General features: G+C 72.5%; 10 protein-coding genes and 1 pseudogene. 4 read left to right on the forward strand and 7 right to left on the reverse strand.

The window, feature by feature from the left end; translation table 11 throughout:
* Positions 1-15: 15 nt before the first annotated feature.
* Complete coding sequence (locus tag ABZZ20_RS07985; RefSeq protein WP_356867936.1) at positions 16-906, forward strand: bifunctional 5,10-methylenetetrahydrofolate dehydrogenase/5,10-methenyltetrahydrofolate cyclohydrolase; 891 nt, start codon at positions 16-18, stop codon at positions 904-906.
* Between the two features lie 265 nt (positions 907-1,171).
* Positions 1,172-2,425, forward strand: a complete 1,254-nt coding sequence (locus ABZZ20_RS07990) for an NADH:flavin oxidoreductase/NADH oxidase family protein (RefSeq protein ID WP_356867938.1) — start codon at positions 1,172-1,174, stop codon at positions 2,423-2,425.
* 18 nt (positions 2,426-2,443) lie between these two features.
* On the opposite strand, the gene ABZZ20_RS07995 is transcribed toward ABZZ20_RS07990, so the two are convergent.
* From ABZZ20_RS07995 to ABZZ20_RS08020, 6 genes are all read right to left on the reverse strand, one after another.
* Complete coding sequence (locus ABZZ20_RS07995) at positions 2,444-3,637, reverse strand: MAB_1171c family putative transporter (protein ID WP_356867940.1); 1,194 nt, start codon at positions 3,635-3,637, stop codon at positions 2,444-2,446.
* Positions 3,634-5,121 (reverse strand): pyridine nucleotide-disulfide oxidoreductase, encoded by a 1,488-nt coding sequence (locus tag ABZZ20_RS08000; RefSeq protein WP_356867942.1) that lies wholly within the window; start codon positions 5,119-5,121, stop codon positions 3,634-3,636. The genes ABZZ20_RS07995 and ABZZ20_RS08000 overlap by 4 nt, the downstream gene beginning before the upstream one ends.
* 107 nt (positions 5,122-5,228) lie before the next feature.
* The gene (locus ABZZ20_RS08005; protein ID WP_356867944.1) at positions 5,229-5,792 is read right to left on the reverse strand and encodes a toxin-antitoxin system, toxin component; all 564 of its coding nucleotides are present in this window, start codon (positions 5,790-5,792) and stop codon (positions 5,229-5,231) included.
* Positions 5,789-6,823 carry a hypothetical protein gene (locus ABZZ20_RS08010; RefSeq protein ID WP_356867946.1) on the reverse strand — a complete coding sequence of 345 codons (1,035 nt, stop codon included), beginning with the start codon at positions 6,821-6,823 and terminating at the stop codon, positions 5,789-5,791. The genes ABZZ20_RS08005 and ABZZ20_RS08010 overlap by 4 nt, the downstream gene beginning before the upstream one ends.
* A gap of 507 nt (positions 6,824-7,330) precedes the next feature.
* A complete protein-coding gene (locus ABZZ20_RS08015; RefSeq protein ID WP_356867948.1) occupies positions 7,331-8,125 on the reverse strand; it encodes a helix-turn-helix transcriptional regulator in 795 nt (264 codons plus the stop codon).
* A 23-nt stretch (positions 8,126-8,148) separates the two neighbouring features.
* Positions 8,149-9,963, reverse strand: a complete 1,815-nt coding sequence (locus ABZZ20_RS08020; protein ID WP_356867950.1) for an FAD-dependent oxidoreductase — start codon at positions 9,961-9,963, stop codon at positions 8,149-8,151.
* A 215-nt stretch (positions 9,964-10,178) separates the two neighbouring features.
* Here ABZZ20_RS08020 and ABZZ20_RS08025 point away from each other — a divergent pair, with 215 nt between their 5' ends.
* Together ABZZ20_RS08025 and ABZZ20_RS08030 are read left to right on the forward strand one after the other, a co-directional pair.
* Positions 10,179-10,484 (forward strand): 4a-hydroxytetrahydrobiopterin dehydratase, encoded by a 306-nt coding sequence (locus tag ABZZ20_RS08025; protein WP_356867952.1) that lies wholly within the window; start codon positions 10,179-10,181, stop codon positions 10,482-10,484.
* Positions 10,485-10,501: 17 nt separating this feature from the next.
* Positions 10,502-10,894 (forward strand): annotated as a pseudogene (locus tag ABZZ20_RS08030) (methyltransferase domain-containing protein); the annotation flags it as partial.
* A 74-nt stretch (positions 10,895-10,968) separates the two neighbouring features.
* Here ABZZ20_RS08030 and ABZZ20_RS08035 read toward each other — a convergent pair.
* Positions 10,969-11,592 (reverse strand): hypothetical protein, encoded by a 624-nt coding sequence (locus tag ABZZ20_RS08035; RefSeq protein WP_356867954.1) that lies wholly within the window; start codon positions 11,590-11,592, stop codon positions 10,969-10,971.
* Positions 11,593-11,731 lie beyond the last annotated feature (139 nt).

Consider the following 11,731-nt stretch of genomic DNA (forward strand, 5'->3'; position numbering starts at 1 on the left):
CGCCCAGGAGACCTCATGACGACCGCCCAGTCCGTTCAGCCGGCCCAGAACGCCCGTCTCATGGACGGCACCGCCCTCGCCCGCCGCATCTCGGAGCAGACCGCCGTCCTCGCGGCGAAGATCACTGAGCGCACCGGTACCGCCCCGTGCCTCGCGACCGTCCTGGTCGGCGAGGACCCGGCGTCCGTCACGTACGTCCGCATGAAGCAGAACCGCTGCGCCAAGGCCGGAATCACCTCCCGCCACGTGGAGCTGCCGGCCGAGACGACCACCGAGGAGCTCGTCGCCGCCCTCACCGCCCTCTCCGAGGACCCCGAGGTCAGCGGCATCCTGCTGCAGCACCCGGTCCCGCACCACATCGACGAACGTGCCGCCTTCGAGGCCATCGCCCCCGGCAAGGACGTCGACGGCGTCACCATGTACTCCTTCGCAGCCATGGGCTTCGGCCTGCCGGGCTTCGTCTCGTGCACCCCCGGTGGCATCATGCGGCTCCTCGCCGAGTACGACGTGGACCTCACCGGCAAGCACGCCGTCGTGGTCGGCCGCAGCGCCATCCTGGGCAAGCCCGCCGGCATGCTGCTGCTGGCGCAGAACGCCACCGTCACCTACTGCCACTCCCGCACCCAGGATCTGCCCTCGATCGTCCGCCAGGCCGACGTGCTCGTCGCCGCCGTCGGCAAGGCCGAGTTCATCCGCGGCGAGGACATCAAGCCGGGCGCCGTGGTCCTGGACGCCGGCTACAACGAGGGCAACGTCGGCGACGTCCACTTCGAGTCGGCTGCCGCCCGCGCCTCGTTGATCACCCCGGTTCCCGGCGGCGTCGGCCCGATGACCATCGCCGTCCTGCTGGAGCAGACCGTCCGGGCCGCCGCGGCCCAGGCCGGGCTGGCGCTCGCGGAGCTCTGACCCACACCGCACACCACCGGCGTACGGAGAACGCCCCGGGCCGTGCGGTCCGGGGCGTTCGCCACGTCCACGACCGGTCCGGCACGGCCCGGCACGGCACGTCCACGACCGGCCCCGCGCCCGGTCGGCCACGGCGCTCCGGCTGCTCCCGCGGCAGCCCCGCAACCGCTACCCGCAGCGGCCTGACGCAGGCCCGGGAGCGGGCGGTAAGGTTCGGCCGGGCGCGAGATGACACGTGCAACACGTTTCCTGGGGGGAACCAACGATGGACCTGTTCACGCCGCTGGAGCTGCCGAACGGGACCGTCCTGCCGAACCGGCTGGCGAAGGCGGCCATGGAGGAGAGCCTCGCCGGTTCCGGTCAGCTGCCGGACGGGCGCATCGAGCGGCTCTACCGCCGCTGGGCGCAGGGCGGCGTCGGGCTGCTGATCACCGGGAACGTGATGGTCGACCGCCGGGCCCTGACGGCCCCCGGGACGATCGTCCTCGACGCCCACTCCCCGATCGAGCCGTTCCGCCGTTGGGCCGGGGCCGCCGCCTCCGGGGGCGGCCGGGTATGGATGCAGATCAACCACCCGGGCCGGCAGGTGGGCTCGGAGATGCCCGGCACGGCCTGGGCGCCCTCCGACATCGGCGTCAGCCTCGGCAAGCACACCAAGCGCTTCGCCCGCCCCACCGCGATGACGGAGGACGACATCCGGGCCACCATCGCCCGGTTCGCGGTCACGGCGCGGCGGGCGCAGGAGGCCGGTTTCGACGGGGTGCAGATCCACGCCGCGCACGGCTACCTCCTCAGCCAGTTCCTCTCCCCGTTGGTCAACCGCCGTACCGACCGGTGGGGCGGCAGCCTGGAGAACCGGGTCCGGTTGCTGACCGAGGTCGTCGAGGCCGTCCGCGCGCAGGTGGGGCCCGGCTTCGCGGTCGGGGTCAAGCTCAACGCGGCCGACTTCCAGCGCGGTGGCTTCGACAGCGACGAAGCGGCCCGGGTCCTGGAGGTCCTCGGCGGGCTGGGCGTCGACCTGGTCGAACTGTCCGGGGGTAGCGTCGAGAGCCCGGCGACCTTGGGACGTACGGCCGACCTGCGCACCCTGGAGCGCGAGGCGTACTTCCTCTCCTTCGCCGAAGAGTTCCTGGGCTCGGCAGCGATGCCGCTGATGCTGACCGGGGGGATAGGTCGCCAGGAGACCGCGCGCAAGGTCCTGGCACGCGGCGTCTCCGTCGTGGGGCTCGCCTCGGCGCTGGCGTTCCGCCCCGACCTGCCGGCCCGCTGGCGCGCCGGTGAGGACGTACGGGTGACCGTGGAGCGGCTGCGGTGGAAGGATCGGGACCTGGCCGGCGCCGGATTGCTGGCCTTCGTGCGCTTCCAGCTGCACCGGCTGGCCCGGGGCCTCGAACCGCGTCCGGAGGCCTCCCCGCGGGCCGCCTTCGCCCGCGACCAGTTCCACCACTGGCGCAGGGTGCGGGCGTACGGGGCCTGGCTCGCCCGCAACCCCGAGCCGGAGGACGCCCTCGCCGGCTGACCGCCGCGCGGCCTCTCCTCAGAGGGCCGCGGGGTCCCGTCGTACGGCCGCCACGATCGGGGAGGTACGGAACTCCCGGGCCAGCGCCGCCAGCGGCCGGGAATCCAGCCGGTACGGATCGGGCAGCCCCTCGTCGGCCCCGGCCGCTTCCTCCCCGACACCGTCCGCCAGGTCGGCGGCCTCCCGGCGTCGGCAGGCCGCGGCGAGCATGGCCGCGTCGGCCACCACCGAGGCCTGCGACTCGCACAGGCCCTGACCGAGTGCGGCCTCGTACGCGGTGCCCCGTACGGTCGGGTCGAACCAGCGCCCCAGGGCCAGGATCCCGTCGTCGATCACCGATTCGCGGTGGATCAGCCGGATCCCGATCGGAGACCACCAGGTCAGCGGTACGGTCGTCACGCTCGACGCGGCGAATCCGCGCAGCGCCTTCCACAGCGGGTGCAGTCGCCGGTACCGGCTGAAGTCCCGCCAGGCCGCCGACCCGCCGACCAGCGGCACGATGAACCCCGAGCCCACCATCAGGGCCGCCGCGGACGCGAACGGCGGGGCGACGTAGGTGGACAGGCCGTCCCAGTCGTGGCCCGCCCAGCGGGCGCCGACCGCCGCCCACTTCGTGACCAGGTAGCCCAGGTCCAGCACCCCGCCGAGCACGATCAGGGCCAGCCCGGTGCGCAACGGGCGCAGCGAGGGGTTCACGCGCAGGAGCCACTTCCAGCACAGCAGGGTGAGCGCCGTACTGCCCACGGTGTGCGCCAGCAGGTAGCAGACGATCATCTCGCGCAGCCAGGGCGTGTTGGCGTAGTAGGTGTCCAGGTCCCGGAGCCGCTCCACCGGCGCGTCACCGATCGCGAACAGGGCGACGATGAGTAGCGTCACGCCACTGAAGACGGCCACCGTCAGCCGGGTCGCCCGCCGCACGCCCGCCGGCGGGCCGCCGCCCCAGTGCAGGACCAGGACGATGCACGACCCCGAGAACGCGGTGAGGACGCTGTACACCAGCGGGGCCGAGAAGTTGGCGATCCCGGTGAGCCGGTTGACCTTCGAGATAGTCGGCGGCGCCGCCAGGAACATGACGAGACAGCCGACGACGAGCAGGGTGCACACGGCCCGCATGAGCGGCTGGTCCCAGCCCCGGCGCAGGGTCGGCGCCTTGATCAGCAGCGCCAGGATCATCACCGACCCCGGGACGTAGAGGATGAGACCGTCGGTCATCGCGCCTGTCCGACGGGGCCGACAGGTCCGACCGGGCCGACGGGGCCCACCGGATCGACCGGGCCGACCGTGCCCAGCGGTTCGGCGCCCCGGTCGAGCCCCGCGACGGCCCGTTCGGCCGCGGTGAGCGGCGGTGCCTTCAGCGCACCCTGGTCCGAGGCGCGCAGCACGTGCCAGACCACCGAGGGCCGCAGCCAGTACGTCGGAGGGCTGCTCATGGTGATGACCTGGAGGAACGCCGCGGTGAGCGCCTCCCGGGTGGTGGCCCCCGTCATCAGCCGGTTGACGTAGGCGTTGAGTAGCCCGACACCGGTGCGCGGCTTCATGCCGGTGGCCCCGGGATAGAGGATGTCCTGGGAGGTGGCGAGTTCCCAGGCGGTGGCCACCTGCGGGACGAGCGCGCTCTGCGCCTCGCGGCCGAAGGCGGGATGGGCGAGCCCCTTGGAGCGCAGCAGGGCGCGTACGGCCAGCAGCCCCTGGGCGGCGACCGTCATCCCCTGTCCGTACAGAGGGTTGAAGGTGGCGACGGAATCACCGACGGCGAAGAAGCCGTCGGGCAGGTCCGCCTTTTCGAAGTAGACCCTGCGGTTGGCGGTGCCCTGCGTGACGGCGACGTCGGTCAGGGGCTTCCTGCCTTCCAGCAGCTCTCCGACGATGGGGTCCCGGATGCCCTTGGCGAACGGGATGAACTGATCGGGGTCGCCGGTGGGCTGGCCGCCGCGGGTGCCGGACAGGGTGGCCTGCCACTGGCCGTTCTCGATGGGCACGATCGTCGCGGTCTGGCCGGGCACGCGCACCCGCGGATCGGACTGCACGTTGACGATCGGGAAGCCCATCTCGTGCGCGCCGGGCGGAGCCTCGAAGACCCGGGTCGCGTACACCAGGCCCGAGTCGACCTGAGCCCGTCTGATGCCGCCCACGCCGAGCTCCTGCAACCAGGCCCGCGCCCGGGAACCGCGCCCGCTCGCGTCCACCACGAGGTCCGCGGTCAGCAGCCGGCCCGCCTCGCCGGGGGTGTCGACGCGGACGCCGGTGACGCGCGCCGCCGTGCCCTCCAGGGCGCACACCCGGCTCTGCTGGAGGGTCGTGACGCCGGGCAAGCCGGTCACCCGGGCACGGACCACCGAATCGAGGAGGTCACGGCTGCACGAGATGTTGAACTGCTTCTCCCCGCAGCGCGGGATCCAGCCCTGGGCGGTCTTGGTGACCAGGTCGGTGGGCAGGCTGCGGCGGAGCGCGCCCGCCGCCGTCCAGTCCTCGGTGATGCCCGGCAGGATCTTCTCGATGGCGCGCGCCCCGCCCGACCACATGACGTGGACGTGCCGGCCCTGCGGGAGTCCGCGCCGCGGCGCCGGGCTGTCGGGCAGCGTGTCGGCGTCAATGATCGTGACCGAGGCATGCTCGGCGAGCACGGCGGCGGCGAGCAGGCCGGCCATGCTGCCGCCGATGACGACGGCGTGGCGGGGCGGGGAAGACTGGGTCATCGTGTGGTGCTCTCTGTCGGGGCCGTGCGAAGGCAGCGGCGCGTGAGGTGCGTCGGCGGGGCGCGGCAGCGGTCACCGGGGCGTCGTCGCTGCGTCGGGGCGTACGCTCAACGTCCCCAGCCGAGCGAGGACTTGATGCGCTCGATCGCCTCGGGGGACCGTTCTTCGCAGGGCGTCGGCAAGTACGCCTTGAGGATCTTGCCGAGGTACAGGCCGAAGGTCTCGGCCCGGATCTCGGCGGGGTCCTCCCGGTCGGCGCGGGCGGCCGCCTGCCGGACCACACTGCCCAGTCCGGTGTCCGAGTGCAGCAGCTCCGCGAGATCGCCCTGGCGTCCCGTGAGCCGGGCAGCCACGGCCATGCCCGGGCCGTGGCTGTCGCAGGTGCCTTCCTCCAGGTGCCATAACTCGTGGCAGGCGATGACGAGTTGGTGTTCGGGCCGCGTGCGTTCCTCGATGACGAGCAGGTCGCGCTCCTCCATCTCCAGCCACAGCCCGCTGGCCGTGTCGGGCGGGAATCCGGCGAAGCGGAACTCCACCGGCCGGCCACCGCGCCGGCGGCCGTACGCGGCGCACAGACTCCCGATGATCCCGGCGGCGTCGGCCGGCTGCGCCAGACGCGCGCCCGCCAGCAGATCTCCGCCGAGCTTCCGCATGGTCCGTGTGGTCCTCATGGCGTTCCCCCCTCGGCAGCCCTGTCTCGGTCCGTCACCGCCGCGCGGTCCGGGAGCCGGCGGCCCGCGCCGGAACGGGTCAGTTGGCCCTCGCGTGCCAGCAGATCGTCGAGGTGGTCGGCCAGCGACCTCCAGCCCGCCGGCGAGAGCCGTCCCGCCCGCGTGACGATGCTCCGTACATCGTGTGCCCGCAGTACGGCGAGCATCGGGTTTTCCGCGCTCCGGTCGGCGGACTCCAGTTCGCGTGCGATGCCGTCGAGGGCGGTGCCGAGCGCCTCGGTGTCATCGGCCAACAGGAAGCCGCTCGCGACCCCGTAGAAGCGCTGGATCCCGGCCGCCGCGGCGAGGTTCGGCAGGCCCTCGCCGCGGGCGAGGCGGGTCAGCGACTGCCCCGACGCGTCGAAGGAATGCGCGATGGCGGCGAGGGAGTGGGCCTGGCCGTCCGCGCGCAGCCGGGTGCGGCGCAGGTGCTCGAAGCGTTGGTGCACCTGCTCCTTCAACGGGAGTCGGGGAGGCGTGCCGTCGAGGGTGAGCCGGATGTGGTGCGGGGGCATGCCCGTCAGGTACGAGAGGTGATCGAGGTCCTGCGCACCGTCGGGGTCGGTGGCGGCGAGGGCCCGTTCCACCGCGCACGTGCTGTCGGCCAGTAGGAAGCCGGCGTACACCCCGAAGAACCGCTGCACGCCCGCCGCGTGGCGCAGCCCGGGCAGTCCGGTGCCGGCATTGAGGGGGCCGAGGGAGGCACCGGGCGCCCGGAAGTCCTCGGCTATGGCCGCGAGGGACCACTCCCGGCCGTGTTTGTCGCGGCGGGTGGCCCGCAGCCGCAGGAAGCGTTGGTGCACCCGCCGGCACAGCGGGACTTCGGGCGCGGTACCGGCCACGATGCGGGGGACGAGGTCGGGTTCGACCCCGCAGAGGCGACCCAGCCGCTCGGGAGCCAGCACCTCGACCGGGTCCCGCCCGCTCCGCTCCGCCAGAGCCGATACACGGGCCCAGGCCGTGGCGAGGTCGGGTCGGGCAGCGGATGACACCGTGAGGTTCTCCGTATGTCGAGAGGACGTTCGAGAGCTTCGGCTCAATGAAGCGTAGCCCTCGACCCGCCACCGAGACAGGAGAAACCCAACCTTTCTTGCGATGCGGGTCAAAGAAGGTTGGCACGACGGCGCATTCCCGTGCTGCGGAGGGGAGACGACCGGGCCCGGGCTCCGCGTACAGCGTCACGCCGACGCCCAAGATGCCCGGCTTCCTTTCGCAGCCGCTCCTCTCCCTACCCCGCACGTAATCGACTCCGTCGCGGACAGCCGGCACCGTAGGGGTCAACGGGTTCCGGGGCCGCGCACTCGGCCTCGGAACCCGTCCCCACCAGCACGTTCGCTCCTGGCCCGTGCGGCCACCCGAACCCGCGACCTCGACGGAGGTGGATCCGCCATGTCCGCACCCCTGCTCGGCAGCGTCGCCGGTCTGGTGTGGATCCCCGTGCAGGGGCCCTCACCGCCGCCTCCTTCGCCTGCTGCCAGCAGGTGGCGCGGTGGGCGGCCTCAGGACCCCAGTGACCGCAGGTACTTCACCGTCGCCGGATCGGCCGGGAGGAAGGTCTCGATGGCCAGCTCGGCGACGGTCACGTCCATCGGCGTGTTGAAGGTCGCGATCGACGACACGAAGGAGAGCAGCTGCCCGTCGTGTTCGATGACCAGCGGCAGCGCGACGTACGCGACGGGCTCCTCCGGTTCGCCGTCCCCCGGCCGCTCGGCGACCGGGTAGGCGGACACCTCCTCGTACAGTGTGCGCAGCGGCACGGACCGGTCCAGGGCGATCTGCCGCTCCATCTGGGCCAGCAGGTGGCCGCGCCACTCCTTGAGGTTGCGGATCCTCGGCGCCAGGCCCTCGGGATGCAGGGTGATCCGCATGGCGTTCAACGGCGGGGCCAGCAGGTGCGCCGGCAAGCCTTCGAGAAGCATCGCGATGCCGCGGTTGGCGGCGACGACGTGGTACGTGGCGTCCACCACCAGCGCCGGGTACGGCTCGTATCCGGTCAGCAACCGCTCCAGGCCCTCGCGCAGCGTCTCCATCGTGGGGTCGTCCAGCGGGGTCTGTGCGTAGTGCGGGGCATAACCCGCCGCGAGCAGCAGCGCGTTGCGCTCGCGGACCGGCACGTCGAGGTGATCCGCGAGCCGTAGGACCATCTCCTCGCTCGGCCGGGACCGACCGGTCTCGATGAAGCTGATGTGGCGGGAGGAGGAGTCGGCCCGGCCCGCCAGCTCCAACTGGCTGATGCCGCGCCTCTCCCGCCAGCTGCGCAACAGTGCTCCGACGGACGTCGTGGTGGTGGTCATGCTCAGGACGTTAGCTCAGGCGGTCATCCCAGATCGAAGGCGTTGCGCAGGCCGAGGCGGTGGCGCCACAGGTCGTGGCGTTTGAAGGACTCCAGCTCCGGGGCCCGGTACATCGGCTTGACCGTGCACCGCTCGGCCGTGGAACCGTCCTGGTCCAACAGGGCGTTGACGGCGGCGCGGGCCGATGCGTTGGCTCCCTCCATCGTCGCCAGGTCGATGTCGACGGCCACGTAGTCCCCGCTCAGGAAGAAGTTTGGGACGCGGGTGTCCGCGCTCGGACGGTTGTGGAAGGTGCCGGTGGGGTGGATCAGCAGCTGGTCCTGGTTGGTCGGGTTCGGGGTGCCAAGCCCGTCCACTCCCGGGTCCAGGAACCAGGAGTGCAGGGTCCGGTCCGTCAGCAGGGTCTTTCCGGTGTCGTTGAGGGAGGCCTTCAGCTGAGCCCACACCTCGCGGGCCACCTCGTCGCGGGTGCACTGCTTGGCCGTCTTCCCGTACAGGATTCCCGGTTTGTCCCAGTCCGAGATGTCCACCGACAGGCAGTCCACCGCCGTTCCGTCGCCGTAGTCCGCGGGGAAGTTCCGGGCCGGCCAGTGCTCGGCCTGTTGGATCGCCGTCAACGACCAGGGCGAATCGATGCAGTTGAGGTGCCCGTGAACGAGGGGTGCGCGCTCCGTGAGATAGAACTGGATGCCCGTCATCCACTCGGTCTCCAGTTTGTCGCAGCGCCCCAACATCGGGTCGGCGGCCCGCAGCCCCGCACTCCAGGTGCGCCGGGCGTGCTCGACCGGCAGGGCGCTCACGTAGTGGTCGGCGGTGACGGTCCGTCGGGCGCCGGCCGGGTCCAAGGCAGTGACCCCGCTGACCCGGCCGGCCCCGTACTGCACCTCCTGCACGGTCCAGCCGATCCTGAACTCCACGCCGAGGGCGCGCAGATACGCGGCCCAGGGGTCGATCCACGCCTCGTTGGTGGGCAGGTTGAGGATCCGGTCCGGCGGTCCGTCCGCACCCCGCCCCAGGGCGTTGAGGACGAAGGCTTCGCCCAGGGCGCCGACCGTGCGGGTGGAGGCTTCCTCGGCCTTGGTCGCGACGATGTTGCGGGTGATGCCCACCGCAAGGATGCGTTGGTACTCGTGGGACATCTGCGCGGCGCGCACGAACTCCCACCAGGGGGTGTGTTCCCAGACCTCGTTGCGGCGCTCGTCGCAGCTGGTGAGGAAGACCAGGACGCGGTCGACGAAGTACGCGCTCTCGTGCGGCGGGAGCTTGACCAGTGTCTGGAGGAAGCCGGTCAGGGCGCGGCGGATCTCGTCGGGCGTCAGTTCGGCGGCGGAGTGGCCGGGCCACGGGATGGGGGCACGCAGGTCCTCGCGCCCGTTCGCCCGGGCGAACATCATCTCGGGCGGGGCGACGAGGTTGTCCCACACGCCGTTCGCGTTGCCGGGGTACGGGATGCGCCGCATGGTGTCGGGGAGGTTGTGGTAAATGCCCGGGATGAAGCGGAACCCGTGCTCGGCGGGCAGCGGCTTGCGGTCGCCGCGGGCGCTGCCGGGCACGTCCATGCTGCGGGCCTTGCCGCCGAGCGCGCGGCGCTCGTACACCGTGACGGCGTAGCCCCGTTCGGCGAGTTCGTGGGCGGCGGTGAGTCCGGCGACCCCGCCGCCGAGGACGGCGACTGTTCGGCCGTTCGGCGGTGTCGCGGTGTCCTGCGTCCGCAACTGGGGACGGGTCCGGCTCTGGGCGTGGGCGGGGGCGGCCAGGGCCGGGGGGACCCCCCATGCCCCGGCGGTGGCGGCCGCCCCCGTGATGAACGTGCGCCTCGAACTGCCCGTGCGCGTCATGAGGAAGCCCCTTTAAGGTGTCCGGGACGGTGCCCGATGCGTATTACCGGCGGTAACGGTCGCGTTTGGCGCAGGAGCATAGGGGCCGACACCGCGGACCGGGAAGGCGTGGAAGCACCCGCACGCACTATGGCGCGAAACCTTTCCTCCGACTCGCCCTGTGGGAACCTTGACCCCACGTCAGGAATCCGGCCCGAACGGCGAAGGAGCACGTGATGGCAGACGAACCGCTTTCGCAGAAGGAGATCGAGGACCGGTTGCGGGAACTCCCCGGCTGGTCCTTCGAGGACGACCGGATCACCCGCACCTACCGGCTGGCCGGCCACGTCGCGGCGAGCGCGCTCGTCGCCCACATCGCCAGCGTCCAGGACGAGTTGAACCACCACTCGGACCTCACCCTCGGCTACAACACCGTCCGGGTCGCGATGAACACCCACAGCGCCGGCGACGCGGTCACCGAAGCCGACTTCACGCTCGCCGAACGCATCGAGGCCCTCGCCCCCGCCCACAGAGCGAGCTGATGCCGGTCGGCAGACCCCTGCTCGACTACGACGCCGAGGCCGAGGCCGAGGCCTACGGCGCCACCCGCGGCGGCACCCCGCGCGCAGGGGCCGCCGCCGCGGCGGTCCTCGGCCTGCTCCCGCCCGGCACCCGCACCCTCCTCGACCTCGGCTGCGGAACCGGCATCGTCACCGCCCGGCTGGCCCGGCCCGGGTTGCGGGCCGTGGGCGCCGAAGCCTCCTACGGGATGGCCGCGAGGGCGGCGCGCCGCGGGGTCCCGGTGGTACTCGCCTCCGGGCGCCCTCCCGGGCGCCCTCCCGGGCGCACCGGGTCGCTGGACGCCGTCTGCGCGGTGTGGCTGCTGCACCTGCTGCGGGACCCCGGCGCGGTGGCGGCCGTCGTCGCCGAGGTGGGGCGGGTGCTACGGCCCGTACGTGACGGCCGGCCGCCCCGCCGCCCCTGACGACCCGGCCCTACGGCTCCGCCCCCTACGGCTCCGCCCCGTCAGGGGCAGTCCTCCGGGAACTTCACCACGGTGAAGGACACCGGCTGGCCGGTCAGCCGGGTACCGGCGGCCGGATCCTGTACGCACACCTTCCAGTTGGTCTCCTGGATCACCACGCGGTTCTGGGCGGCGTCCTTCACGGAGATGCTCGTGTTCGACGGGAGGGTCGTGCGGGCCGTCTTGAGGGACTTCCCGATGAAGTCGGGCATGCTGCCGGCCGCCTCCGCCGGAGTACCCGCGTCCTGGGCGGGGCACGTCTCGTCGAGCTTCACCGCGCCGAAGTCGACCGTGGTGTCCGTGTGGACCGCCGCTCCGGCCGCCGGCACCTGCGTGCAGACCTTCCAGTTGCGGTCCATGGCCTGGAGTCGGCCGCGTCCCAGGGCGTCATGGGACTTCAGTACGGGAAACCCTGCGGCCTGGGCCTCGTCCTGTGCGGACTGTAAGCCTTTGCCCACGAAATCGGGGAGCGTCCGGATCGGGCCGCCGGACGTACCGGGTGTGGTCGCAGTGGCGGTCGGGCCGGATGCGGCCGGCCGGCCGGGGGAGGCGGTGGTGTCCTGGCAGCCGGTGAGGGTGAGCGCGCCGGCGATGGCCAGTGCGGCGATGACGTGATGTGTGCGCATGGGCCCATGCTCGCCAGGCCGGTGGCGCGGTGCGCCGGGTGTGACGCATCTGTGACGCACGAGAGCCCTGCGCCGGGCGGGGTCCCTGCGTCGACCCCGGCGGATGCGGGGGCCCCGACCGGGGGGCCCCCCCCCCCCA

It is taken from the genome of Streptomyces sp. NPDC006430, assembly GCF_040612395.1.
In the GTDB taxonomy this organism is placed as follows: domain Bacteria; phylum Actinomycetota; class Actinomycetes; order Streptomycetales; family Streptomycetaceae; genus Streptomyces.

Coding starts and splice junctions, on each gene's coding strand:
- ABZZ20_RS07985 (WP_356867936.1), top strand. CDS start 16: ATGACGACCGCCCAGTCCGTTCAGCCGGCCCAGAACGCCCGTCTCATG.
- ABZZ20_RS07990 (WP_356867938.1), top strand. CDS start 1,172: ATGGACCTGTTCACGCCGCTGGAGCTGCCGAACGGGACCGTCCTGCCG.
- ABZZ20_RS07995 (WP_356867940.1), bottom strand. CDS start 3,637: ATGACCGACGGTCTCATCCTCTACGTCCCGGGGTCGGTGATGATCCTG.
- ABZZ20_RS08000 (WP_356867942.1), bottom strand. CDS start 5,121: ATGACCCAGTCTTCCCCGCCCCGCCACGCCGTCGTCATCGGCGGCAGC.
- ABZZ20_RS08005 (WP_356867944.1), bottom strand. CDS start 5,792: ATGAGGACCACACGGACCATGCGGAAGCTCGGCGGAGATCTGCTGGCG.
- ABZZ20_RS08015 (WP_356867948.1), bottom strand. CDS start 8,125: ATGACCACCACCACGACGTCCGTCGGAGCACTGTTGCGCAGCTGGCGG.
- ABZZ20_RS08020 (WP_356867950.1), bottom strand. CDS start 9,963: ATGACGCGCACGGGCAGTTCGAGGCGCACGTTCATCACGGGGGCGGCC.
- ABZZ20_RS08025 (WP_356867952.1), top strand. CDS start 10,179: ATGGCAGACGAACCGCTTTCGCAGAAGGAGATCGAGGACCGGTTGCGG.
- ABZZ20_RS08035 (WP_356867954.1), bottom strand. CDS start 11,592: ATGCGCACACATCACGTCATCGCCGCACTGGCCATCGCCGGCGCGCTC.